The sequence below is a fragment of the Limnohabitans sp. 2KL-51 genome, from assembly GCF_003063645.1.
Taxonomy (GTDB): domain Bacteria; phylum Pseudomonadota; class Gammaproteobacteria; order Burkholderiales; family Burkholderiaceae_C; genus Limnohabitans_A.
Genome location: NZ_NESJ01000031.1, coordinates 1 through 24,805 on the forward strand (window position 1 = coordinate 1; position 24,805 = coordinate 24,805).

25 protein-coding genes are annotated in these 24,805 nt (G+C 60.7%); 10 read left to right on the plus strand and 15 right to left on the minus strand.

Annotated features, from left to right (window positions below; all coding sequences use genetic code 11):
• Nucleotides 1-1,256: topoisomerase C-terminal repeat-containing protein (locus B9Z49_RS20585; protein ID WP_199225127.1), on the plus strand; the 1,256-nt coding region annotated here is incomplete at its 5' end.
• A 13-nt stretch (nt 1,257-1,269) separates the two neighbouring features.
• Here B9Z49_RS20585 and B9Z49_RS20590 read toward each other — a convergent pair.
• Complete coding sequence (locus B9Z49_RS20590) at nt 1,270-3,165, minus strand: acyl-CoA synthetase (RefSeq protein ID WP_108355319.1); 1,896 nt, start codon at nt 3,163-3,165, stop codon at nt 1,270-1,272.
• 117 nt (nt 3,166-3,282) lie between these two features.
• Here B9Z49_RS20590 and B9Z49_RS20595 point away from each other — a divergent pair, with 117 nt between their 5' ends.
• Nucleotides 3,283-4,257 carry a threo-3-hydroxy-L-aspartate ammonia-lyase gene (locus B9Z49_RS20595; protein ID WP_108355320.1) on the plus strand — a complete coding sequence of 325 codons (975 nt, stop codon included), beginning with the start codon at nt 3,283-3,285 and terminating at the stop codon, nt 4,255-4,257.
• Between the two features lie 124 nt (nt 4,258-4,381).
• On the opposite strand, the gene B9Z49_RS20600 is transcribed toward B9Z49_RS20595, so the two are convergent.
• Nucleotides 4,382-5,383, minus strand: coding sequence for an OmpA family protein (locus tag B9Z49_RS20600; RefSeq protein ID WP_108355321.1), 1,002 nt, complete (start codon nt 5,381-5,383; stop codon nt 4,382-4,384).
• A 395-nt stretch (nt 5,384-5,778) separates the two neighbouring features.
• Nucleotides 5,779-6,777 (minus strand): type I glyceraldehyde-3-phosphate dehydrogenase, encoded by a 999-nt coding sequence (gene gap, locus B9Z49_RS20605; protein WP_108355322.1) that lies wholly within the window; start codon nt 6,775-6,777, stop codon nt 5,779-5,781.
• A 345-nt stretch (nt 6,778-7,122) separates the two neighbouring features.
• Between gap and B9Z49_RS20610 the strand changes: the two genes are divergently transcribed.
• The 3 genes from B9Z49_RS20610 (at nt 7,123) to B9Z49_RS20620 (ending at nt 9,509) form a co-directional block, all read left to right on the plus strand.
• Entirely contained in the window at nt 7,123-7,719 is a 597-nt protein-coding gene (locus tag B9Z49_RS20610) for an SOS response-associated peptidase family protein (protein ID WP_233254745.1), read from the plus strand.
• Nucleotides 7,720-7,790: 71 nt separating this feature from the next.
• A complete protein-coding gene (locus B9Z49_RS20615; RefSeq protein ID WP_233254746.1) occupies nt 7,791-8,231 on the plus strand; it encodes a LexA family transcriptional regulator in 441 nt (146 codons plus the stop codon).
• Nucleotides 8,232-8,234: 3 nt separating this feature from the next.
• Nucleotides 8,235-9,509: a Y-family DNA polymerase gene (locus B9Z49_RS20620; RefSeq protein WP_108355324.1), complete on the plus strand. Its 1,275-nt coding sequence runs from the start codon at nt 8,235-8,237 to the stop codon at nt 9,507-9,509.
• Nucleotides 9,510-9,549: 40 nt separating this feature from the next.
• On the opposite strand, the gene gndA is transcribed toward B9Z49_RS20620, so the two are convergent.
• The 12 genes from gndA to B9Z49_RS20680 form a co-directional block, all read right to left on the minus strand.
• Entirely contained in the window at nt 9,550-10,956 is a 1,407-nt protein-coding gene (gndA, locus tag B9Z49_RS20625) for an NADP-dependent phosphogluconate dehydrogenase (RefSeq protein ID WP_108355343.1), read from the minus strand.
• A gap of 236 nt (nt 10,957-11,192) precedes the next feature.
• Entirely contained in the window at nt 11,193-11,924 is a 732-nt protein-coding gene (locus B9Z49_RS20630) for a sulfite exporter TauE/SafE family protein (protein ID WP_108355344.1), read from the minus strand.
• Nucleotides 11,925-12,058: 134 nt separating this feature from the next.
• On the minus strand, nt 12,059-12,736 hold the full coding sequence (locus B9Z49_RS20635; RefSeq protein ID WP_108355325.1) for a microcompartment protein: 678 nt from the start codon (nt 12,734-12,736) through the stop codon (nt 12,059-12,061).
• Between the two features lie 29 nt (nt 12,737-12,765).
• The gene (locus B9Z49_RS20640) at nt 12,766-13,038 is read right to left on the minus strand and encodes a BMC domain-containing protein (protein WP_108355326.1); all 273 of its coding nucleotides are present in this window, start codon (nt 13,036-13,038) and stop codon (nt 12,766-12,768) included.
• A 67-nt stretch (nt 13,039-13,105) separates the two neighbouring features.
• Nucleotides 13,106-13,375, minus strand: coding sequence for a EutN/CcmL family microcompartment protein (locus B9Z49_RS20645; protein WP_019427481.1), 270 nt, complete (start codon nt 13,373-13,375; stop codon nt 13,106-13,108).
• The gene (locus B9Z49_RS20650; RefSeq protein ID WP_108355327.1) at nt 13,372-14,331 is read right to left on the minus strand and encodes a nuclear transport factor 2 family protein; all 960 of its coding nucleotides are present in this window, start codon (nt 14,329-14,331) and stop codon (nt 13,372-13,374) included. The genes B9Z49_RS20645 and B9Z49_RS20650 overlap by 4 nt, the downstream gene beginning before the upstream one ends.
• Entirely contained in the window at nt 14,328-14,942 is a 615-nt protein-coding gene (locus tag B9Z49_RS20655) for a BMC domain-containing protein (RefSeq protein WP_108355328.1), read from the minus strand. The genes B9Z49_RS20650 and B9Z49_RS20655 overlap by 4 nt, the downstream gene beginning before the upstream one ends.
• Before the next feature lie 9 nt (nt 14,943-14,951).
• A complete protein-coding gene (locus B9Z49_RS20660) occupies nt 14,952-16,445 on the minus strand; it encodes an aldehyde dehydrogenase family protein (protein WP_158273561.1) in 1,494 nt (497 codons plus the stop codon).
• 30 nt (nt 16,446-16,475) lie between these two features.
• Nucleotides 16,476-17,525: a TauD/TfdA family dioxygenase gene (locus B9Z49_RS20665; RefSeq protein WP_108355330.1), complete on the minus strand. Its 1,050-nt coding sequence runs from the start codon at nt 17,523-17,525 to the stop codon at nt 16,476-16,478.
• 36 nt (nt 17,526-17,561) lie between these two features.
• A complete protein-coding gene (locus B9Z49_RS20670; RefSeq protein WP_108355331.1) occupies nt 17,562-18,317 on the minus strand; it encodes an ABC transporter permease in 756 nt (251 codons plus the stop codon).
• On the minus strand, nt 18,307-19,071 hold the full coding sequence (locus B9Z49_RS20675) for an ABC transporter ATP-binding protein (protein ID WP_108355332.1): 765 nt from the start codon (nt 19,069-19,071) through the stop codon (nt 18,307-18,309). The genes B9Z49_RS20670 and B9Z49_RS20675 overlap by 11 nt, the downstream gene beginning before the upstream one ends.
• A 34-nt stretch (nt 19,072-19,105) precedes the next feature.
• A complete protein-coding gene (locus B9Z49_RS20680; RefSeq protein ID WP_146188577.1) occupies nt 19,106-20,104 on the minus strand; it encodes an ABC transporter substrate-binding protein in 999 nt (332 codons plus the stop codon).
• A 142-nt stretch (nt 20,105-20,246) separates the two neighbouring features.
• Here B9Z49_RS20680 and B9Z49_RS20685 point away from each other — a divergent pair, with 142 nt between their 5' ends.
• The 5 genes from B9Z49_RS20685 to B9Z49_RS20705 all read left to right on the plus strand — a co-directional run bounded on the left by B9Z49_RS20685 (nt 20,247) and on the right by B9Z49_RS20705 (nt 24,779).
• A complete protein-coding gene (locus B9Z49_RS20685) occupies nt 20,247-20,978 on the plus strand; it encodes a Crp/Fnr family transcriptional regulator (RefSeq protein ID WP_108355334.1) in 732 nt (243 codons plus the stop codon).
• 131 nt (nt 20,979-21,109) lie between these two features.
• Nucleotides 21,110-21,913, plus strand: a complete 804-nt coding sequence (locus B9Z49_RS20690) for a class II aldolase/adducin family protein (RefSeq protein WP_108355345.1) — start codon at nt 21,110-21,112, stop codon at nt 21,911-21,913.
• Nucleotides 21,914-22,196: 283 nt separating this feature from the next.
• Nucleotides 22,197-23,162, plus strand: coding sequence for an ABC transporter substrate-binding protein (locus B9Z49_RS20695; protein WP_108355335.1), 966 nt, complete (start codon nt 22,197-22,199; stop codon nt 23,160-23,162).
• 4 nt (nt 23,163-23,166) lie between these two features.
• Nucleotides 23,167-24,000: an ABC transporter permease gene (locus B9Z49_RS20700; protein WP_108355336.1), complete on the plus strand. Its 834-nt coding sequence runs from the start codon at nt 23,167-23,169 to the stop codon at nt 23,998-24,000.
• Nucleotides 23,997-24,779, plus strand: a complete 783-nt coding sequence (locus tag B9Z49_RS20705) for an ABC transporter ATP-binding protein (protein ID WP_199225128.1) — start codon at nt 23,997-23,999, stop codon at nt 24,777-24,779. The genes B9Z49_RS20700 and B9Z49_RS20705 overlap by 4 nt, the downstream gene beginning before the upstream one ends.
• The last annotated feature ends 26 nt before the right edge of the window (nt 24,780-24,805 follow it).

Below are 24,805 nucleotides of genomic sequence, written 5' to 3' on the forward strand. Positions count from 1 at the left end.
TGCGCGAAGGCCGCGAGATGATCCCAACGGCCAAGGCCTTCCAGCTCATGACGCTGTTGCGCGGCCTGCAGGTGGAAGAACTCTCCAAGCCCGAGTTGACAGGCGAGTGGGAATACAAGCTGGCTCAAATGGAGCAAGGCAAGCTCAGCCGGGCCACCTTCATGGCCGAGATCGCGGCCATGACCGAGCACATCGTCAAAAAAGCCAAAGAATACGACCGCGACACCGTGCCCGGCGACTACGCCACCGTCACCACGCCTTGCCCCACCTGTGGTGGCGTGGTGAAAGAAAACTACCGCAGGTACACCTGCACAGGTGCCGATGGCGCCAGCGAAGGCTGCGGTTTTTCGTTTGGCAAGACGCCTGCTGGCCGCACCTTTGAGCCTGCCGAAGTTGAGCAGTTCATGCGCGACAAAAAGATTGGTCCATTGGACGGCTTCCGCTCCAAAGCCGGTTGGCCTTTTGTGGCCGAGATGGCGCTCAAGTACAACGAAGAAGAGAAAAACTGGAAGCTCGAGTTCGACTTCGGTGACGACAAGAAAAACGAAGATGGCGGCGAGATCGTCGAGTTCACCGACGAATCACTTGGCGTCTGCCCCAAATGTGGTGGCGCTGTGCACGAGCACGGCAGCAATTACGTGTGCAGCAAAGCTGTGCCGACGAACGAGCAGCCCACACCGAGTTGCGACTTCAAGACCGGCAAACTCATCTTGCAGCAACCGGTGGAGCGCGAGCAAATCATCAAACTGTTGACCAGCGGCAAAACCGATGTGCTCGACAAGTTCGTGAGCAACCGCACGCGCCGCCCCTTCAAGGCCATGCTGGCCTGGAACCCCGAAGAAGGCAAAGTAACGTTTGAGTTTGAGCAGCGCGAAGGTGGCAAGAAATACCCGCCGCGCAAGACCGCTGCGACCAAGACACCGTTTGGCAAAGCAGCCGCAAAAAAGACAGCAGCCAAAACCGCCAAGACCCCAGCCGCCAAAAAAGTCGCCAAGCCTGCCGCCGAAAAAACCCCACGCAAAGCCGCCGTGGGCACACTCAAACCCAGCCCGGCCCTGATGGCGGTGATCGGCGACGGGACCTACGCCCGCACCGAGGTGGTCAAGAAAATCTGGGACTACATCAAGGCCAACAACCTGCAAGACCCGGCTGACAAGCGATCCATCAAAGCCGACGGCAAGTTGCAAGCGGTGTTTGGCAAGGACAGCGCCACCATGTTCGAGCTGGCCGGGATCATCGGCAAGCACTTGAGCTGAGGGGCTCTGCCCTTCAGGGTGCGTGCAAGACCAGCTTCACGGGCAAAGCGTCCAGCAAAGGCTTGAGCGTGTTCCAAGCAGCGAGAGGCGTGTCGCGGGCGTCTACCGCCACAGGTGCATCGCCTGCCGCCTGCACCTGCGGCCATTGCGCGGGAGCAAGCTGTAAGGGTGCCATCGCGTTTTGGATCAGTCTTTGCACCACCGCCGCTGTGGCCAGCGTGCGCAACTCGGGTTTGTAAATTTTGCCCACATTGGTCACCGGCATGGCGCTCAGCACCGTGATGGATTTGGGTTTGGCGGGGCCTTCGTCCACACGCTCGGCTGTGAAAGCAAGCAACTCGGCTTCGGTCACCTGGCTGCCGGGTTTGAGCGTGGCAAAGGCCACAGGCACCTCTCCCGCGTAGGCGTCTGGCGCACCGACTGCCGCACACAAGGCCACCGCTGGGTGTGCACCCAAGGCGTCTTCAATCACTTTGGGGTCGATGTTGTGGCCGCCGCGGATGATCAGGTCTTTGGCGCGGCCCGACAGGTGCAGGCGGCCTTGCGTGTCGATGAAACCCACATCACCCGTGATGAGCCAACCGTCGGGCGTGAAACTGCGCGCTGTTTCTGCGGCGTCCAGATAACCAGAAAACAAATTCGGCCCCTGGTAGAGCACCATGCCCTTCTCGCTTGCAGGCAAGGTGTGAGATGTGGCTTGGTCATCGCTGCTCAGCGCCACGATGCGCACACGCGCATGCGGCAAGGGCCAACCCACGCAACCGGCTGGAGCATTGAGCCCCGGTGGGGCCACGGTGCTCAAGCCGACGGTTTCGGTCATGCCCAGGCTCTCGTTGATGTGCAAACCGAAGGCTTGTTCAAAGCGTTGCGCCAGCTCGGGCGGCAGTGGTGCAGCGCCCGTACGCACAGCTCGCAGGGTTGAAATGTCGGCCCCCTCCAGCGGCACGCCCGCGAGAGCAGCCAATACCGTGGGCACGCCCGACATGAGCGTGCAGCGGTGGTGGGCCACCAGCCGCCAATAGTTTTGCACTACATCGCGGTTGCGAAACATGGCTTCGGTGGGAATGATCACATGCATGCCAACGGCCAGCGAGCACAAGGCCCCGGGCAACACCCCCGCCACATGGAACAGCGGGTAGCCATTGATCGTCACATCGCTTGCGCGAAAGCCTTGCATGCTGGCATTGGCCCAAGCAGTGAACACCTGCGCGCCATGGCTGTGCCTGGCCAGTTTGGGCGCTCCGGTGGTGCCGCCTGTGTGAAAGTAAGCCGCGATATCCTCGGGCTGAAAGACGCGTTGATTGATCAAGTGGTCGGTTACCTGCGTGGCCCGCAAAGCGTGAAAGTCTTGCGCACCTGCAGGCAGCGCGTCGGCTTCTTGAGGTGGGCCGCCTCCGGGGTTAACCAGCAAAACCGTCTTCAAACTGGGCAACTGGGTTTGCAAGCGCAAGGCTTTCGCCCGCAACTGGCTGTCGTCTTCGATGCCGTGCGCGATCAGCACTTTGGCTTGGCTGGCCCGCAGCAGCGACAGCAGTTTTTCGTCACTGAGCAGCGGGTTGAGCGGCTGCACAATGCCCGCCGCTTCGCTGCCCCAAAGCGCCAGGTGGTAGGCCAGGCCACCGGGCAACAGAACCCCCACGGCGTCTTCAGGGCCTACACCCAACTGGTGCAGCAAATTGGCGGTTTGGTGGATGCCTTGCAGCAAGCTGCGGTAGGTCCAGGTGGTGGACGCACCGCCGGGTTGGCCCGTGTGCAAAAAAGTCAGCGCAGGCCGGTCGGCATGCGCCTGGGCGCTGGCTCGGATCAGGTTATAGGTGCTGGTCCAAGGCACGGCCTCGGCCAAAGGCGTAGCCTCGATGCGGTGAATGTCGGCCAGGCTTTGAACGGGAGAGGAAAGAGTCAGGTGCATGACCGATGTTAGCCAGCGCCTGACGCAGGCTTTGTCTCGCAGGTGGCAAGCGGGTGCTTTTCAAACCGCCAGTCATGTCACCATGCAGACTTTGCCGCTACCCTTCAGGGATCACCGATGCACGATGCCAGCGCCCTACCCACTTTCGAAGACGTCCTGGCCGCCGCCGTACGGCTGCAAGGCCATGCCCACCGCACGCCGGTGCTGCAGTCGCGCACGCTCAACGCGCAGTTGGGTGCCCAGGCCTTCATCAAATGCGAAAACTTCCAGCGCATGGGGGCCTTCAAGTTCCGGGGCGGCTTCAATGCCCTGTCGCGGCTGACGCCTGCCGAGCGCCGGGCCGGGGTGGTGGCTTATTCATCGGGCAACCACGCCCAGGCCGTCGCCTTGTCGGCTCAAATTCTGGACATCCCGGCCACCATCGTCATGCCGCACGACGCCTCGCCCGCCAAACTGGCGGCCACCCGCGGCTATGGCGCGACTGTGGTGGGTTACGACCGCTACACCGACGATGCGCTGGCCATTGCCCAAGGCCTGGCCGCCGAGCACGGCATGCGCTTCATCCCGCCGTTTGACCACCCGGACGTGCTGAGCGGCCAGGGCACGGCGGCGCTGGAGTTGTTTCAAGAGGTAGGCGAGCTCGACGCCTTGTTCGTGTGTCTGGGCGGCGGCGGCTTGCTCAGCGGCAGCGCCCTGACGGCCAAAGCGCTGTCGCCAACCTGCAAGATTTACGGTGTTGAGCCCGAAGCGGGCAACGATGTGCAGCAGTCCTTGCAACAGGGCCAGCGGGTGCGCATTGCCACCCCGGTGACGATTGCCGACGGTGCGCAAACCCCCATGGTGGGCGAAATCACCTTCGAAATCATCCGCCGCTTGGTGGATGGTGTGCACACCGTGACCGATGCACAGTTGGTTCAGAGCATGCGTTTTTATGCCGAACGCATGAAGATGGTGGTCGAACCCACGGGCTGTCTGTCACTGGCGGCGGCCATTCAGGCCAGCGAGCAGCTTCAAGGTCAACGCGTGGGCATCATCGTGAGTGGCGGCAACGTGGATTTGGGCCGCTTTGCGCAGTTGCTCAGCCAGGGCTGAGGCCCGCGGTCAGCCTTAAGGCCGAATCTTGCTGGCTGGGCTTTTGAGCCAGCTCACCAAGCGTCATGTCCAGCAGCGGGACGCGAACAGGCACACCCCAGGCCCCCCTGCTGACTTGATGCGCTTAACGGCCTTCGCTGTTTGCCTTGCGTTGTCCGAGGACTTCAACCACGACACGGCGGTTGGGTTGGTTGCAGGCAATCGCACTGTGCGATGCCACTCTGGCGCAATGGCTGACCACCGGCTGCCGCGAGCCACGACCTTCAGACGTGATGCGTGTGGAGATCGGGCCCACACGCTCGATGTAGCGGCGCACCGTCTCGGCACGCTCTTCGGACAAGCGCTTGTTGGCAACCGAGGAGCCCAGCGGGTCGGCGTGGCCAATCACATGGATGTGGGTGATCTGGTGGTAATCGTTGCGAATGCTGGCGACCAACTGGTCAATGGCAACCAGGCCCTCTTGGGTCAGTCCTGCTGAATTGGATTTGCCAAACGCAAACAAGGCATCGCCCGCCAAGGCAAATTGCTCCGGTACGGGGCGTGTTTCGGCTACCGCAGTGGCCGGCGCCTGCACACATTCACGTGCTTGGGTAACCCGAGAAATGGTGTGCATCTGCAAGCGTGCTGTGGCCAATTCTTTCAGGGCCTGCGCTGTGGACACGGGTTTGAAAACGGGGCGGCCCGCCTCGACATAAACTGCAAAGTACTGATTTTGCGCTGCTTGCAATCTGACCGCGGTTAGGGTGTCATAGGTGTCTTTGGCCGCACCGCCCACCTGGAATTGTCGAGTGCCGATTTCGACCGCGCCCGGTTCGAGGCACAACTGGCTGTAACCGCCCGGAATCAAAGAGGTGTGGTACTGACCATTGACGAAAACGCCAGTGGCTCCTTTTAGGCCCATGCTGTCATTCGATCGGTAAAAGACCATGCGACTTTGACTGGCCGCAATGCCCGATGGCGGCGTGAACAAGGTTCCCAAAACCTCGATGCGACTGTTGACGCCGGCTTGTTGGGTTTCAATGCTGGTTTGAGCTTGAGCTGCGACGCCCAGCAACACCCATGCGCACAAGGAGATGCTGGAAACGGCCACAATTTGACGCAGGATGACAGTGAGTTTATAGATCATGATTTTTTTGAGGTTTTTGCTTAACTCAATGGTGAGACTTTCCAGCGGATATTACCTATTTGGAATTCAAAAACCGCATCAAAAAAATTTACATGTTAATTAAATGTATTAATTTGTAAAAGTTACACGTTAATGAGTTGAATAAAAAAATTAAAATTAAAAAATTACTTTTAATTTATCACCTTCGGCCAGTCACCCCCCACAACGCCGACTGCACCACCCCTAATACCCCATGAATTCATCACCCTTGATGACTCTTTTTAAACACCCCGGGGATGAATCAAGGTCCGTAGCTTGAAGCAAACAAGGGCCCCGACTCTGGTGAAGTGGGCGATGGCGCGTGCGGCAAGGTTTTCGACGTGAGGCCATACAACAGACAGGTTGACCCACAAACCTCAGCGACCTACCACCCGCGCCATCTCGAGGCACTTGTTCGAATAACCCCACTCGTTGTCGTACCAGGCCACCACCTTGATGAAAGTGCTGTCCAGTGCGATGCCTGCGTCGGCGTCGAACACGCTGGTGCACACCTCACCACGGAAGTCGGTGGAGACCACCTTGGCGGTGGTGTAGCCCAGCACGCCTTTCAACGCCCCTTCGCTTTGCGCTTTCATCTCGGCGCAGATGTCGGCGTAGGTGGCCGGGGTTTCCAACTCGGCCGTCAGGTCGACCACCGATACATCTGAAGTGGGCACGCGAAACGCCATGCCCGTGAGCTTGCCCTGCATGGCCGGGATCACCACGCCCACCGCCTTAGCCGCGCCCGTGCTGCTGGGGATGATGTTTTCCAGAATGCCGCGGCCGCCGCGCCAGTCCTTGTTGCTGGGGCTGTCCACAGTTTTTTGGGTGGCGGTGGCGGCGTGCACGGTGGTCATAAGGCCGCGTTTGATACCCCATTTGTCGTGCAGCACCTTGGTAATGGGGGCCAGCGCATTGGTGGTGCAGCTGGCGTTGCTGATCATGGCTTGTCCGGCATAAGACGCATGGTTGACACCGTACACAAACATGGGTGTGTCGTCTTTGGACGGCGCGGACATCACCACTTTCTTGGCACCTGCAGCCAGGTGCTTACCCGCGCTGTCTTTGTCCAAAAAAAGCCCGGTGGATTCGATCACCACATCGGCTCCGACTTCGTTCCACTTCAGGTTGGCCGGGTCGCGCTCTTGCATCAGGCGGATGCGCTGGCCGTTGACCACCAGCGTGTTGCCGTCCACCGCGATGCTGCCTTTGAATCGACCATGCACGCTGTCGTATTGCAGCATGTAGGCCAGGTACTCGGGTTCAAGCAAATCGTTGATGCCAACGATCTCGACGTCGTTGAAATTTTGCACTGCTGCGCGCAGCACCATGCGGCCGATGCGGCCAAATCCGTTGATACCAATCCTTGTGGTCATGGAAATTTCACTTTCGTTGGATGTGTCCGTTTAGGCGGCTGCCGTTGTGGGGCCATCGCCGATGTAACCATCGTATGCGAATTTATGAAACTTTGTTACATGTCGTGCATGTCACAAGGGATTGTTCTGGTTGTGTAACCGGGTGCGACACGTCGCTGAAGAACTTTTGACGGTCAGCGCCACACTGTCCTGTCAATGGCCCAAGCTGTATCGCACCCGATGGTCGCGAGATGACCTCTTGCACTGTGCGCCAAGACGGCCCATCAGCGGGGTCACCGTGCCTCATGGCAGCGATAAACTGCTCGGGTGTGCACCAACTTCACCCCCACTCAAAGCGCCCCATGGGTGAAGGAAAAGCTTGGCGTTGACCTGCCTGCAGACTTCCCCGAGGAGTCTTACCCCGGGTTTGCCTCCCCCATCGTGGTCAAGAGCCACCAGACGGGTCGGGTCGCTTGCGGTTTGGCCCGGTTTGGCCTGATCCCGGCATGGGCCAAGGACGACAAGATCAGTCGCCACACCTACAACGCCCGCAGCGAGACCGCCGCAGAAAAACCCAGCTACCGCACCGCGTGGCGGCAGCGGCAGTTTGGCCTGGTGCTGGTCGACAACTTCTATGAGCCCAGTTACGAGTCTGGCAAGGCCGTGCGCTGGAAAATCGCTCTGGCCAGTGGTGATCCATTCGGCATCGCCTGCCTGTGGGACCGCTGGACAGACCCGGCCTCGGGCGAGCGGGTGGTGAGCTTTTCGATGCTCACGGTCAATGCCGATGCGCACCCGGTGATGCAGCAGTTTCACAAGCCCGGCGATGAGAAACGCACCCCCGTCGTCATCGCACCGGCGCTGCACGATGCCTGGCTGAGTGCCGATGCCCCCCAGGCTGCCGAGCTGATGGGTTGGCAGCACATGCCGGCGCTGGTGGCCTGTCCAGCGCCCCGAATCTGAAGCCAAAGTTCACTCGCCATGTCCAATATGGCAACTTGAAAGACTGGTTATTTATCCAGTATATTCAAGCGATGTCTTCTCCTCTTGATTCTTCGCTTTCCCCAGTGTTTGTACCAGACACCCCCGTCTGGCTGGATGTCTGCACTTGGCCCGTGGTGGCCGGTTTTCCATCGCCTGCAGCGGACCACACGCGCAAGCGCATTGACCTGAACGAGCACCTGATCCGCAACAAGGAAGCCACCTTCATCTTCCGGGTCAAAGGCGACTCGATGAGTGGCATCGGCATCTATGAGGGCGACGAGCTGTTGGTGGACCGTTCCATCGAAGCCAAGCACGGCAACATCGTGTTGGCGGTGCTGAACAACGACTACACCGTCAAACGCCTGTACCGCAGAGGCGGTGTGGTCAAGCTGATCGCGGAGAACCCGCTGTACCCACCCATCGTGGTCAAGGAAGGCGAGGAGCTGCTGATCTGGGGCGTGGTGACGCGCAACCTGCACAAGCTTTACTGAACCATGGCCCCGCCGAAGGTACAAGCCCTGGCGCTTGTGGATTGCAACAATTTCTACGTCAGTTGCGAGCGGATTTTTAGGCCCGACCTGACGCATGTCCCGATGGTGGTGCTGTCCAACAACGACGGTTGCGTGGTGTCCCGTTCCAACGAGGCCAAAGCTTTGGGCGTGAAGATGGGCGCCCCCTGGTTTGAGTGCACGGCACTGGCCGAGCAACACGGCATCCTGGCCATGAGCAGCAACTACGCCTTGTATGCCGACATGTCGAACCGGGTCATGAACATCCTGAGCGAGTTTTCACCCCGCAGCGAGGTGTATTCGATCGATGAATGCTTTGTGGATCTGACGGGCACCCCAAAAATGCGCGAGGTCAGCTATGCCATGCGCGAACGCATTGGCATGTGGACGGGCATGCCGGTCTGCGTGGGCATTGGCCCCACCAAGACCTTGGCCAAACTCGCCAACCATGTGGCCAAGAAGCACCCACGTTCCAAAGGCGTCTTCAACTACAACGCGTTGACCCCCGAGCAAAAAACCCAGTTGCTCGCACACATTCCGGTGGAAGAAGTCTGGGGGGTTGGACACAAGCTCACTCAAAAGCTGGCCAGGCACGGCGTGCACACCGTGCAAGACCTGCGCGTGGCCCATGTGCCGACCCTGCGGGCCGAGTTTGGCGTGGTGATGGAAAAGACCCAGCGAGAGCTTCAAGAAGTGCCCTGCATTGAATTGCAAGAAATCCAACCCGAGCGACAGCAGATCATCTGCAGCCGATCGTTCGGCGGCATGGTCACCGAGTTGGACGTGCTCAAGGACGCGCTGTCCACATTTGCGGCCAATGCCTGCGCCAAGCTGCGTGCGCAAAACAGCCACGCTGCGGTGATCCAGGTCTTCTTGCAAACGAACCGGTTTCGCAAAGAGTTACCGCAATACATGCCCAGCCTGGCCGTGCCACTGCCGTACCCGACCCACGACAGCCTGGAAGTCAACCGATGGGCAAGTTATTTGTGCGAGCGCATGTTCAAACCCGATTACCAATACAAGAAGGCCGGGATCATGCTCAGCGAGATCAGCCCGGTCACGCGCAGGCAAGGTGATCTGCTGGAGCCCGAAACCACCAGCAACGCCAAGCTGATGCTAGCGCTGGACCAGCTGAACCAGCGCTATGGTCGCGGGACAGTGAAGGTGTCCACGCAGGGTGCGTTCAAGGGTTGGCAGATGCGGCAAGAGCGCAAGTCGCCCAATTACACGACGTGTTGGGATGCCATCCCTGTGGTTTGACCCCCTCAGTCATCCCGATGCCACGCATGCGGGTTGGCGGTCACTCCCCCCAACGGGTGTGAAACTTCCCCACTCGGTCGGTGCGCTGGTAAGTGTGGGCGCCAAAGTAATCGCGCTGGGCTTGCAGCAAGTTGGCAGGCAAACGGGCCGCGCGGTAGGCGTCGTAATAACTCAGGGCGCTCATGAAGGCGGGCACGGCCACGCCGCTCAGCGCCGCCATGGCCACCACTTCGCGCAGGTCTTGTTGGCAGTCGGCCATGACGCGGACAAAGTGCGGGTCGATCAGCAGATTGGGCAGGTCGGCCTGGTTTTGGTAGGCGCGGCGAATGTCTTCGAGCAAGTGCGCACGGATGATGCAACCTGCACGCCAGACCGAGGCGACTTGGGCCATGGGCAGGTGCCAGTGGTGTTCGCGGTCGGCAGCACGCAGCAGGGCAAAGCCCTGGGCATAGGCGCAAATTTTGGCGGCCAGCAAGGCCCGGCGCAGCTTGCCCAACATGGCACCGCGCTCGGGCGCCGTAACGGTGCTCGGCCCCGACAACAGGTTCGAAGCGGCCACGCGTTCGGTTTTGATGGCGCTCAGCGTGCGGGCAAACACCGCTTCGGCAATGGTGGGGGCGGCGACGCCCAGGTCCAGTGCGATCTGGCTGGCCCATTTACCCGTGCCTTTTTGCTCGGCCGTGTCCAGAATCACATCGACCAGCGGCGCACCCGTTTCGGGGTCGGTCGTGGCCAAAATCTGTGCGGTGATGTCGATCAGGTAGCTGCCCAATTCGCCATCGTTCCATCGTTCGAATTCGGCGGCCATGTCTGCCGGGGCCATGCCCAGGCTTTGCATCAGCGCGTAAGCCTCACAGATCATTTGCATGTCGGCATATTCGATGCCGTTGTGCACCATCTTCACGAAGTGGCCCGCCCCACCCGGCCCCATCCACTGGCAGCACGGCTGCCCATCTTCGGCCTTGGCCGCCATGGCTTGCATCAGGGGCTGGATCAGCGGCCAGCCTTCGGGCGAGCCGCCGGGCATGAGCGCCGGGCCAAGCAAAGCGCCTTCTTCACCGCCGCTGACCCCCGCGCCCACATACAAAATGCCCGAGTCCTGCAGCGCAGCGATGCGGCGCTGGGTGTCGGTGTACAGCGTGTTGCCACCGTCAATGAGCACATCGCCTGCCGACAACAAAGGGCGCAGCTGCGCCAGCACCTGGTCCACCGCCGCACCCGCAGGCACCATCATCCAGATGCGCCGGGGCACCTGCAGGCTGGCCACCAGTTCGGGCAGCGACGACGCGGCTTGTGCCCGCAGGCCCTGCGTGCGCACCGCGAAGTTCTCACGGCGGGCAGCGTCCAAGTCAAAGCCGCTGACCGAAAACCCGTTGCGCTCCAGGTTGAGCGCCAGGTTTTCGCCCATCACGCCCAGGCCCACAAGGCCGATGTCCATGGCTTGCATGTCTTTCATTGTCTTGAATCCTTTGGCCCGGCGCTCTCGCCCATCGGCTCAGTTGCTGTGAGCGCATTGTCCGATGAAACCACCACCACGCCTGTCACCAGGCTGTCGCTGAGCAGGCACACTCAGCGTGTGAAGATTGAGGAGATGGGTACGCCGGCGTCACGTCCCTCAGCAGCACGTTTAGTCTGGCTGCCACATGCTGGCCTGGCGTGAGCCAGCCAGAGAGCCAACAGCCATCAACGCAATGCGCCCCATGCCAGTATCAAACCACTGACCACCAACAAGGTGGAAATGATCTGGCGCAGTCGCGCCATGGGCACATGGTGCGCCAGACGGTGGCCTAACCACACACCCAAAAGGGCCACGCCGATGAGGCCAGTCCAGCGCTGCCAAAGCAAGTCACTGGCCAACTGGCCATCCCATGCCATGCCTGCCAACACGGTGCTGGCGGCGGCGGCGATGATCATGGGTGTGCTGGCCCGTATTTGCTGTGCATCGGCCAAGCGGCGGCTGAGCCATGCCACCACCAGCGGGCCTGCGGTGCCAAACAGCATTTCTACCAGCCCGATGACCGTGCCCACAGGCCCAGCCCAGAGCGGGCCATGCGGGCGCTTGTGCGCAGTTTTGGCACGTAAGGTGCTCAGACCCACCACAACCACATACAAGCCCAGCAACAGCAGGGGCCAGCGTGACTGCACATGTGGCGTTAACCACAAACCCGCTGCCGTTCCGATCACCAGTCCAGGCAAGAGGCGGCGCAGCTCACGCCATTGAACTTGGCTCGAGTTGAGCCAACTGTGAAACGCCGAAGCGGGGACATCCATCAACAAGGTCAAGGCCACCACTTCGGACAAGGGCCAATTCATGGCCAACAAAGGCACGATCACCAGCGCTGAACCAAAGCCTGTCAAACCCAGTACGGTGTAGCCTGATAAAACAACCCCAACAGGGTAAATCCACTCTTGCATGCGCATTCCTCAACACGGCGGAATACCCCGCAGTCCCTAACATTCCTACGCACAGTTTAGGGCCGTCATCGCATCGGTCGGATATCTCTCCCAGCTTGCGGAACATTGTGAATTCGCTGAAAAAATCGGCTCGTTCAGCCTCTGCCCGGAATCTCCGCGAGCAGTAGCTCCACATGGGCCTTGGCCTTATCGAGCGAGGCCATGCTGCCTGTCAGGTACATGCGGCCGCTGGCACCGATCATGCTGCACTCGACCAGGGTCAGGTCAGGGGCGACTTTTTCGGCTTCGTTGGCCATGTGGGCACCAAACAGGGCTGGGGCCACCTCCATCAGCAGCATGTGGTCGCCGGGCAGCACCATGCTGGCTTGGCGTGTTCGGTTCATCAACACGGCGTGCTGATCGGTCACGTTTTCCAGAATGTCGCTGTACAGCAAGTGCGGGCGCAACTGGTCTTCGGCCTTGGCACCCATCCAGTCCAGAATGACCTGGCCTGCACGCTGGAGCGCCGCACCGTCGTTGCTGTGCAACTCCAGCACGCCAAACTGCCGCTCGACCGCCAGAATGCCAGGCTCCAGTGTGGGCTCGGCTTTCAGGGCCAAATCGATCACGCGCTGGATGGACAGCCCGGGGGCGATCTCGACCAACAGCGCGTGGGTGCCTTGCATCGCCACGTAGCCGCGTGCGCCCAGGGGCGAACTCATCCACGAAGAGAACTGGGGCTGCAGGTCGGTGAGCGTCAGGTAAACCCGAAGCTCAGCGGCCGGCTTGGCAGGCGGTTTCGCGGGCTCGGTGGCTTTTTTGCTTGTGGCCATGCGGCCTCCTTATTTAGGGCAGCCTGCGATCACTTGCCGTCAAAGGCTTTGGTCACGTCAGCGTGTGGACGTGGGATGACGTGGCAGGACACCACTTCACCGATCGCGCCTGCGGCTTCAGCACCGGCTTCGGTGGCGGCCTTGACGGCACCCACGTCGCCCGACACGATGATGGCAACGAGACCGCCACCAACTTCTTTTTTGCCAACGATGTTGACGTTGGCGGCTTTGACCATGGCGTCAGCGGCCGCGAAAGCAGCAACATAACCTTTGGTTTCGATCATTCCGATGGCTTGTGACATGAGAGTCTCCTTGAGGGTTTAAAAAAACGGGTTGAGGGAAGGGTTGAGGGGAAAAATACAGATGCGCTCAGCGCATTGGCGTGGGGGTGTCGTAGTTGTCGAGCGAGGCGATGATGAGTGCATCGGCCACCACACGCGGGTGAGCCGGAGCAAACCACCAGGCAGCAGGTGCGCCGATGGTGATCATCACGCGCTCGCCAATGCCACAGCCCATGGGGTCGTAGCAGACCACCACGTCTTTGGGGTAGTCCAGTTGCACCTCCAGCAATGCCCCAGCGGGCAACTCGGGCAGGCGTTTGCTGGCCACGATGCGGCCGATCACGGTTCCTGTTTTCATGACTTGGTTCCTCGTTCAATGGTGATGCCGCGCTTGCGCAGGGCTTCTTTGCCCAAGGGGGTCATCACCGCCTTGGGATGCATCCGAACGGTTTTCACGCTCGGCGGCAGGGTTTTCAGCAACTTCTCACCGATCACACCCTTGAGCTCGGGTATGTCTTCGGCTGGGTGATCGTGCAGCTCGCAGGTGTCGCCCTTGCACTCGCAGGCCTTGCCTGCCTTGCACGATGAGCAGCAAGCTGCCGGATCGGTGGCGGTGGTGGCGGCCATGGCCGACGTCACGGGTGCAGCAGGCGCAGCAGCGGCCACCGCCTTGACTGCAGCCTCGTCTACACGCATGTCAAAACGCAGCAAACCCGATTGCGCCGCTTGCAGCAGTGCTGGGCTGGCGGCCAGGCGTTTGAAGAGTTCTGTCAAAGCTTGCGCGTGGGCACCGGTGCCTACGCGCAAGGGCACCACCACGCCCTGAGGCCCAGTCGCTGGCGCAGCAGCCGGTGCCGCAGCCGCAGGCTTGGGCGCGCCGATCTGTTTCCAATAAGCGTCTTTGCGGGCGATCAGGCCATCGCGGATTTGGTACACATCGGTGCCGTCCAGCGTGAGTGCCTTGCCACCAGGCAAGGGCACGCTCACCTTGTAGTTTTGCACCACGATCTGGCCCAGCACATTCAGGTGCGAATCCGAAAACTTGGGGCCGGTGGGGCTGGCAAAGCGTTCCTTCAAGAACACCAGGCATGCCGCACGGCCATGGAGCACGCGTGAGTCGGGCAAGGTCCAGACCACATCGTGGGCAAAACAGGCCACGATCGCTTCGGCATTCACAGCGGCATAACCGGCTTCAAAGCGCTGCATCAGCGCGGTCACCGAGGCCGCCGATGCATCCCCACCGGTGGCTTTGCTGGCGCCCAATGCGGTGCGCACCTGCGCCCGAATTTGTTCGCGCAAAGCGTCTGCGCTCATGCAGCACCTCCGGCATTCCGGATCACGGCCTCTGCCACCTCGGCGGCAGTTCGGACATCTGACGGTGTGCCCGACAGGTACAGCCGCCCGGCAGGGCCCATGAAACGGCAATCCACCAATTTGACGTTCGCCGCTTTCTCAGCCTCGTTGGCCACCAGCAGCGCATAAGAAGACGTGGTCATCTCCATGATGTAGAGCGATTCACCGGGCAAGAGCATGCTGCCAGCCTTGCTGCGGTTGATCAAAAAGGCGTGGTAACCGTCGACCCGGTCAATGACCTTAGAGGCCAGGATTTCAGGCTTGATGACGCTTTTCTCGCTCACGCCCATGGCATCCAACACAGCTGCACCCGCCGACTTGACGGACGAGGAGGACTGGCCATGGAACTCCAAATAGCCAAACTGCCGCTCAACCACCAAGTTGCCGGGCTTGACATCGTCGTGCTTGAGCGCGATGTCGGTCAGCCACTCGATGTCCATGCCGGGGGCCACTTCGATCACCATGGCCGCGTCGTTGTGGCGTGGCAAAAAACCACGGGCGGTAGAGCCGAGCAAACACATCAGCTGTGGCTGCAAGCGGTCCAGAAAAATGTAACTGCGCAAAGTGGACATATCGGGCTTTCAGCGAAGGTGTTCGAGTTCTTCCTGCACGATGCGCAGGACGGTGGCCTGAAGTTCAGGCGTGAGGGTGGACAGCTGGCCCGGTGCCGCTGGCAAAGCCGCGCCCGAAGCCATGGCCCCGGCCCAGCCGCCGGGCAGCGGAAAGGCCACGCGTTTCCAGTTGACCAGCAGCTCGGGGCCAACGTTGCAGTCCACCGAGCTTTTTCCCGCGTAACCGGTACCGATGGTGAAGGTGTAGGGCAAGCCGGTGTTGGCCCCTGTGCTGTCGTGCACCGTGGATCCGTTCACGACCACGCGGTAATAGTCCAGCGCTGCACCCCAAACCACGGCCTGTTCGGCGCTGGCGGTGTGGATGCCCGAGGTGTGGCCTGCACCACTGTGCTGAAGCATCAGGCGCGCCACCTCAATGGCCTGGTCCATGCCCGCCACCACCACGCAGCCCAAGATGGGCGAGAGTTTTTCTTTCAGCAGCACATGGCCCGCTTGCGGCTGGACGATGGGGCACACCAACGCTTGGCAGTCGACGGGCACTTGCACGCCTGCGGCCTGGGCGATTTCGTGTGCCGGGCGACCCACCACTTTGCCGTTGAACTTGCCACCGGGAAAGGCGTAATTCTGGATTTGCAGTGCTTCTGCGTCGGTGCACACATGCGCACCCTGGCGGGCCAATGCTTGCTGCATCTGCGCGGCAATGCTGGCGTGCAGCATCAGCACTGAAGGGGCCGAGCAAGGACTGCCGTGGTCGAAATTTTTGGCGGCCACAATCGTTTGCGAAGCAGCTTCGATGTCGGCGCTGGCGTCCACATAAATCGGCACATTGCCCGAGCCCACGCCAATGGCGGGGTTGCCCGAGCCGTAAGCGGCGCGCACCATGGGCGTGCCACCTGTGGCCAAGATCACGTCGGTACGGCTGTCGCGCATCAGCGCGCCTGTGGCCTCAACGGTGGGGCGGGTCAGGATCTGCAAGGCATGTGCCGGACCACCGGCTTTTTCAATGGCCGCTTGCAACTCATGGGTCACTGCGGTGCAGCAGCCCAGCGCCACCGGGTGCGGCGAGATGACCAGCGCGTTGCGCGTCATCAGGCACAGGATGGCCTTGAACATGATGGTGGCCACCGGCGAGGTGGAGTTGGACAAACCCACCACCACGCCGGCTGGGCGGCCGATCTCGACGATGCGCAGCGCATCGTTGCGGCGAACACCACCAAGGGCCACGTTGTCCCAAGCCGTAGGCGTCAGCGTGCAAGCAATCTGGTTCTTGGCGATCTTGTCAGCGACTTTGCCGATGCGGCTTTCGCGCACGGCCCACTCGGCATAAAACTCGGCACGCGGCAGCAAGGCGGCAGCCACTTCTTTGGCCACACGCCTGGCTTCTTCGGGCGTCCACAGCGCCAGCGTGGCAGCGGCTTGCCGGGCGCGGCCCAGCAAGTCACGGGCCTCCTGCAAGGCGGCCAAGTCGTGGTCGGCCAAGTCGATGGGGTTGCTGGAACTCATGAGGGCTTGCATGCCGGGTTCAGCGGGGGTTCAACGGCGCTGGGCCGCATTGGCCACCGCGTTCAGGTCCACGCTTTCGAGGGCGCTGAAGATGGCTTCCACCGCCTGCTGCTCACGCGGGCTGGCCGCTTGCATGCGGGTGGTGTCGAGCAGCTGGCGCATGACCGAGGGCTGGCCACCTGCGGCGGCGGCACCGGGGTTGAGCGTGGGCACAAAGCTGCCGCAGGTCATGCGCTGGCCTGCGCGGTAGTGCGGCGCGTAGTCGAACACGGCGTAGTGTTGCGTGGCGCAGTTGTCCCACATGGCGACCGAGTCTTTTTCCCAGCGGAAACGCACCATGAACTCTGGCTTTTTCACCCATTCGTAGAGCATGTTCAGCACCGCCTCGGACAGGTCCATGTGCATGCCCAGCAGGCGCTTGGTCCAGATCGAGTTGACGAACAAAATCTTGCGGCCGTTGTAAGGGTGCGTGATCACCGCCGGGTGGGTCATCGTGGGCGTGTTCTCGATCATCTTGCACTCTTGCTGGCTGGCCTGCACCATCATGCCGCTCTTGGCAGAGGCCCGTTGCGCCAGGCGTTCGTTGGCATTGATGCGGCGAAAGTGCCAAGGCAAATCATGGTCGGCCTGCAGGCCCTCGAGCATTTGCTGCATGCCGGGGTTGAGCGCATCGTAGGCAGCGCCCGCGTGCATCCACATGGTGTCGCCACCGGCTGGGGGCAAGTCTGTGATGCGCAAAATCGACACCATATTGGGCTTTTTGCGGAAGGTCACGTCGGTGTGCCAGCGGTCGGTCTCGGGTGCTTCGTTGCCTTGGTGCGAGATCAACTGAATTTGGGGGTGCCCCTCGATGTGCGGGAAGAACTCGTGCTGTTCCATCTCGCCGAAATTGGCACCCAGGCGAATGTAGGCCTCGGGCTTCAAGGCCTGCTTGCGGAAAAACACCACGCCGTGTTGCCACAACGCTTGCTTGATCTCTTCGTAAACGTCTTCAGAGCGGGTGTTGTTCAGGTCCACGCCGCTGATCATGCCGCCGATGGTGGGCGTCATCGGGTCCACCTGGATGTGACGGAATTTCATTGTTTGTTCTCCTTGATGTGTTTTCGCACGTTGGCTTCATTGCCAGTGCAGCAGACGGCGTTCGATCCAGTTCATGAGCTTCATGATCAGCACCCCGATGAGCGCCAGATCAAACAGCAGCGACCACACGCCGTTGACGTTGAATGTGGATCCCAGATAAGCGAGTTGTTGCCCGAGTCCACGCTCGGAAGCAATGACCTCTGCGCCTACCACACCCAGCAAGGCGTAAATCACGCCCAGGCGCAATCCTGAAAACAGCACTGGCACAGCCCCCGGCAATGTGACCGAGAAAAACATCTGTCGGCTGCTGGCACCCAGCGTGCGTGTGAGCGTCACATGGTCTTGGCTGACGCCCCGAATACCGGCCACCGTGCTGGACAGCACGATGAAGAAGGTCAGCGACACCCCCAGAGCAATCTTGGAGCCGATGCCCAAACCAAACCACAGAATGAACAGCGGCACCAAAGCAATTCGCGGCAGCACGTTGAAGGCCGAGATGTAGGGGTCACAAAAAGCCTCGAACCGGGGCCAGGTGACAAAGGCCAAGCCGGTGGCCATGGCGGCGACCGAGCCAATGACGAAGGACGCGAAAACGGCCGTCAAAGTCCAGCCCAGATCACCCCACAAGCGGGCGTTGGCAAAGTTTTCAAGCGTGAACTGGATGATGCCGAGCGGGCTGCCCATGAAACTCGGATCCACCCAACCGACTCGGGCACCCCACTCCCACAGACCCAGAAACACGCAGACAAACAGGGCATGCTGCGCCAGCGTGCGAAGTGTTTCAGCCTTCATGGTGCACCCAACCTTCTTCGAGATGTTTCCACACCTGGGTGTAGGTGTGGCGGAAGTCATCGCTGGTTTGCAGCTCACGAATGGAGCGCGGACGCGCCAGCGGCACCTGCACATCGGCCACGATGCGGCCGGGCCTGGAGGACATCACCATCACCCGGTCGGCCAGGGCCACCGCTTCTGACAAGTCGTGGGTCACGAACAGCACCGTGCGGTTGCCGTCCTGGCACAGCTGCAGCAGCAGGTCTTGCAGCTGCAGCTTGGTTTGCGCGTCCAGTGCCCCAAAGGGCTCATCCATCAGCAGCAATGGCGAGGGCATGGCAAAAGTGCGTGCCAGTGCCACGCGCTGGCGCATGCCTTGCGACAAGGCCTTGGGCAGTCGGTATTCAGACCCGCCAAGTCCGACTTGCTTGAGCATCACTGCGGCCCTTTCCCGGGCCTCTGCGATGGGCACACCCCGCACCTTCAGGCCGAATGCGGCGTTGTCCAGCGCATTGAGCCAGGGAAACAGGCTGTCGCGCGCCAACATGTAAGCCACCTCATGGCTGCCGAGCGCCGGCTGTTCGCCGGCCACCAGCAGCCGCTGACCTGCAGGCAAATCCACCAGCCCCGCGCACAGGTTGAGCAAGGTGGTTTTGCCGCAGCCACTCGGGCCCGCAAGCGCGACAAACTCCCCTGCCTTGACGTGCAGGTCCACACCCTGCAACACCAGATTGGTGCCGTCAAAGCTCAGGTCGATGCGCTGTGCGTCGATCATGAAGAGTTCCTGAAAATATCGCGATGTCCAAAGTTCAAGGCAAGACCGCCGGAGCCATGTCTACTCTGCCGGGCAGCAGCTTGTTTTCGGTCATGGCATCGGCCACCGCCTGCATGGCAGGCACGGTGCCACGGGCCTTGAAGTTGCCGATGGAGTTGCGCAAGCTCACCTCAGCGATCTGGTCTGCGTTGGGCAATTGCAGGGCAAAGGTCTTGCGCAGGATCTCCAGTGTCTTGCCGAAGTTGGCCGGGTTGGCGATGAAAGCATCCGACAAATCCAGCATCCTGCGGATACCGGCCACCGTTTGCGGATTGGCCGCTGCCCATTCGGTCTTCACCGCCATGGTGCCAGCGCCTCCCCGGGTCGCCAGCATGCTCTTGGGGCCTTGACCCTTGCGGGGGTCAACCACCAGGCGGCAGGCCTTGAGCACTTCGCACATGCCATCGGTGGGCGGGAAGGTCATGATCAGGTCGACTTGCCCGCGTGTGAGTGCAGGAAAAGCGGTGTCGGGAGCACCCACGGCCACAAAGGTCACGTCGTTCGCAGTCAGGCCCACATCCGCCAGCATGTCGATGACCTGAAATTCAGCGCCTGAGCCACGCTGGGTCACGCCGATTTTCTTGCCCTTGAAGGACTTGACCACGCCGGGGTAGCCTTCTTTTTCGGTCGCCAACTCGGTTTTTGCACCTGCAGCCATGAAAAACACCGGATCGACGAAGCCTGCGGCAATGATGGAAATGGGGGCCTTGCGGGCCACGGCTGCAGCCGCCACTTCGGTCGGGCCAAAAAACACTTCGATGTCACCAGAGAGCATGGTCTGCATGCCCAATGGCGCGGCTGGAATCGTGCGCAGTTCGCAGCGAATGCCTGCTTGTTGGCAGAAGCCTTGTTCTTGGGCCACACGCACCATCAAATTGCCGGTGCCGGGATAGTCCTGGAAGCGCACCACGGACTGTGCCATGGCGCTGGCACCCAAAGTCAGGGCGATGGCACCCAAAGTGGTGCGAACAAATGCAGGGGCAGAAAATTTCATGTCGTCTCCAATGGGGTTCTTTGACTTGATCACCGTCAAGCTCGGTGCCACGATTTAATTGCCCACAGAGGCCGCAAATTGTTTCTGATGTGACAATTTAGGGGAAAGCACTCAAAAAACATTGCCCCAGGACGGAGACACCATGCCCTTGCCCCCCAATCGCCCCTCCATCAGCTCGCCCAGTGGCCCGCGTGAGCCCGCATACAAGGCACTGGATGCCGATGTCTTCACCAAGGTGTGGGCAGAAAACTCGGCACTGACGGCACGCTCGGCCAAATCGCTGCACAGCGTGGGCGTGTTGCGCCACTGGACCGAAGGACAAGTGGTGCTCAGCCGGGGGCAATCCACATCGACCGCCTTGCTGCTGGTCAAAGGGCGATTGCGTGTGAGCGTGACCTCGCCTGAAGGCGAAGAGCAATTGCTGCGCTGGATGCTGCCTGGGGAAATCTCGGGCTTGAGCTCGGTGTTCGCAGAAACCACTTACCCCGCAGATTTGGTGGCCGTCGGCCCCACCCAGGTGCTGCACATCGAGCGCAACCGCTTGGTTGACCTGATCACCCGCGATCCGGCCGTGGCTGTGGATTTGTTGCGCATTTTGGGCCTGCGCATCAACCAACTGTTTGACACTCTGGCCGATCAAGGCATGCACAGCCTGGAACAACGCGTGTGGGCCACGCTGGAGCGCATTGCCAAGTTCAACAGTGTGGCCGTGCCCGATGGCGTGATGCTGCGCGTGAGCCAATCCGACCTGGCCCAAGCCGCCTCTGCTTCGCGTCAGCGGGTTAACCAGCAGCTGAGGCATTTTCAGGAGGAAGGCCTGATCCGCCTGGGCTACCGCAACATTGTTTTGCTGCGTAAGGCTCCACCGCGCTGAGCGTCCTCTGCCGCAGGGGTCACTTGTGGCTCAGCTTTGACCGCCTTGCCTGCTACAGTGAATTAGCCTTTGACCTGACTTGGATCAGGCTGTGCCCTCTGAGCGCAGCCCGCATTTTTCCGGAGCCCAAAATGTCCCCACAGACCAATCCAAACGCAACCCGCGCTCCCGCGCCCACCCACATGTCGCCCGAAGAGTGGCAAGCCCGGATTGACCTGGCGGCTTGCTACAGGCTGGTGGCGCACCACGGCTGGACTGACCTGATTTACACCCATATTTCACTTCGGGTTCCGGGCACCGCGCATTACCTGATCAACCCCTTTGGCTGGTCTTTTGACGAGATCACGGCATCGAGCCTGGTCAAGATCGACAGCGATGGTCAGAAGGTCGATGACAGTCCGCACGACGTGCACCGCGCCGGTTTCGTGATCCACAGCGCCATCCACACGGCGCGCGACGATGCCCATTGCGTGCTGCATTTGCACACCCGTGCCGGCATGGCGATCTCGATGCTCAAGTGCGGCCTGCTGCCGCTGAGCCAGCACGCCATGATGTTCCACGGCAAGGTGGCGTACCACGAGTCAGAAGGCCTGGCTGTGAATCTGCAAGAGCGCGAGCGCTTGGCCAACGATCTGGGCAACCACATGGTCATGGTCTTGCGCAACCACGGCACGCTGGTGGTGGGCTACACCGTGGCCGAAGCCTTCAGCAGTATGTGGCACCTCGAAAAAGCCTGCCAGGCCCAGCTGGACGCGATGGCCTGCGGGCAAGAATTGAACTTTCCGCCAGACGGTGTAGCCGAGCAGATCAGTCGCTTGGGCTTCAACAAGGCCGCGCTGCGCGAATACCCTGAGGGGCGCAGCCCGCTGGGTTGGAAAGAATGGCCGGCCATGCTGCGCCTGGCCGACAAGGTGTCGCCCGGTTACGCGGTGTGACCTAGCACACGTCTTGCTTTGTGTAATGGCCATTCTTAACACCTATTTGTATAGACAGCAAGATAGTGCAATTCCCGATGCCTTTTGGGGCTAAATACTTGATCATTCAGTCTGCTGGTGCGAATGTTGGGAGAGAGGTTGTTTCCTGCACTCGGACAGCTTTTCATTTGGCCCATCCTGTCTATACAAGTTAAACCGGGTGTTGGTGGTGGCTTTTTGCCTAGTTGTCGGTGCCGTTTTCGGCCATGTCAATCGGGCTTGATCAACAAAAAGGAGTTCCTTCATGCGCAAGTCAAACGTCAAATTCGCCTCGCTGATCCTGGCCGGTGCGGTCACGGCCAGCCTGTCATTTCACACACAAGCTCAAGAGGTCAAACTGGCCCTGGGCATGTCGGGTTGGACGGGCTTTGCCCCCCTGACCCTGGCCGACAAAGCAGGTTTGTTCAAGAAACACGGTCTGGAGGTCGACATCAAAATGATTCCCCAGAAAGACCGCCACCTGGCACTGGCCTCCAAAGCCATCCAGTGCGCTGCCACCACCGTGGAAACGCATGTGGCCTGGAACACCAATGGCGTGCCCATCGTCCAGATCTTTCAACTCGATAAGTCGTTTGGGGCCGATGGCATTGCGGTGCGGGGCAACATCAACAGCTTTGCCGACCTCAAGGGCAAAAGCATTGGCGTGGATGCGCCCGGTACGGCGCCTTATTTCGGCTTGGCCTGGATGCTCAACAAAAATGGCATGAGCATGAAAGACGTCAAGCTCGTCACCTTGTCACCCCAGGCGGCGGCCCAGTCCTTTGTGGCTGGCCAGAACGATGCGGCCATGACCTACGAGCCCTATTTGTCCACCGTGCGCAGCAACCCACAGGCTGGCAAGATTTTGGCCACCACGCTCGACTACCCCATGGTCATGGACACGGTGGGCTGCGCCCCTGATTGGCTCAAAGCCAACCCCAAGGCCGCGCAAGGTCTGGCCAATGCCTACTTTGAGGCCCTGGAATTGATCAAGAACGACCCGGTCAAATCCAACGAAATCATGGGCGCAGCCGTGAGGCAAACCGGCGAAGCTTTTGCCAAATCATCGTCCTTCCTGCGCTGGCAAGACAAAGCGGCCAACCAAAAGTTCTTTGCCGGTGAATTGCAAACTTTCATGAAGGACGCTGCCACCATCTTGCTGGAAGCCGGTGTGATCCGCAGAGCACCGACCGACTTCAACGCCATGTTTGACACCAGCTTCATCAAGTAAATCCATGGCCACCGCACATCCGACTTCGACCCCATCGATCGCTGTGCGGCCACGCCGCCGCGCACTGGCCCCGCTGGAGCCGGTGCGCGCGCAGTCACGGTGGTTGCTGGGCATTGGGTTTTTCATTTTGTTTTTTTCCGCGTGGGCGTTTTTCACGCTGGGCGGTTATGTCTCGCCCACCTTTTTGGCCAGCCCGGTGACCATGGTGCAAGAGGCCATCCTCTTGTTCACCGAATTCAATTTTTCCCACGACATCGCCATGACGATTTGGCGAGTGCTGGCGGGCTTCATTTTGGCCAGCCTGGTCGCCGTGCCGCTGGGCATCGCGATGGGCGCGCACAAAGGGGTGGAGGCCTTCCTGGAACCCTTTGTGTCTTTTTGTCGTTATTTGCCCGCCTCAGCCTTTATCCCCTTGCTGATTTTGTGGGCGGGCATTGGCGAGCTGCAAAAAGTGTTGGTGATCTTCATCGGCTCGGTGTTCCAGATCGTGTTGATGGTGGCGGTGTGTGTGGGCGCAGCGCGGCGTGACCTGGTCGAAGCCGCCTACACCCTGGGCGCCACGCCATCGGGCATCGTCAAACGTGTGCTGATCCCCGGTGCCGCACCCGAGATCGCCGAGATTTTGCGATTGGTGCTGGGCTGGGCCTGGACCTATGTGATCGTGGCTGAATTGATCGGCTCGTCCTCGGGCATTGGCCACATGATCACCGACAGCCAGGCGCTGCTCAACACCGGGCAAATCATCTTTGGCATCATCGTCATCGGCCTGATCGGCTTGGTGTCTGACTTTGCCTTCAAGGCGCTCAACCGCCGCCTGTTTGCCTGGAGTTCACTGTGAGCAGCCAACTGTCGATCCAAGGCGTCTCGCGCGTCTTCACCTCGCCCAAAGGGCAGGCCACCCAGGCCCTCACCCCGGTGGATTTTGAGGTGCGCGAAAACGATTTCGTCACCATCCTCGGCCCATCGGGCTGCGGCAAATCCACCTTACTGAGGATCGTGGCGGGGCTGGACCAGCCCACCACCGGCCAGGTGCTGCTGGACGGCGTGCCGGTGCAAGGCCCAGGTGCCGACCGAGGCATGGTGTTCCAGAGTTACACGCTGTTTCCGTGGCTGAACGTGGAGCAAAACATCCGGTTTGGCCTGCGCGAACGCGGCATGCCCGAGAACGAACAAAAAGAACGCTCCGATGACTTCATCGCCAAAGTGGGCCTGCGCGGGTTTGAGCAGCACTTTCCCAAGCAATTGTCAGGCGGCATGCAGCAGCGCACCGCGATTGCACGGGCACTGGCCAACGACCCCAAAATTTTGTTGATGGACGAGCCCTTTGGCGCACTGGACAACCAGACCCGCGTGCTGATGCAAGAGTTGCTGCTGGGCATTTGGGAATCGGCGCAAAAAACCGTGCTCTTTGTCACGCACGACATCGACGAGGCGATTTTCATGGCCAACCGCGTGGCGGTGTTCAGCGCTCGCCCCGGTCGCATCAAGACCGAGTTGGCGGTGGATTTTCCGCACCCCCGCCATTACACGATCAAGACCTCGCCCGAGTTCATGGCCTTGAAGGCGCAACTGACCGAAGAAATCCGGGCCGAAGCCATGGCCACGGACACGCATTGAGCGCATCCCACTTGCACACCCCGGTT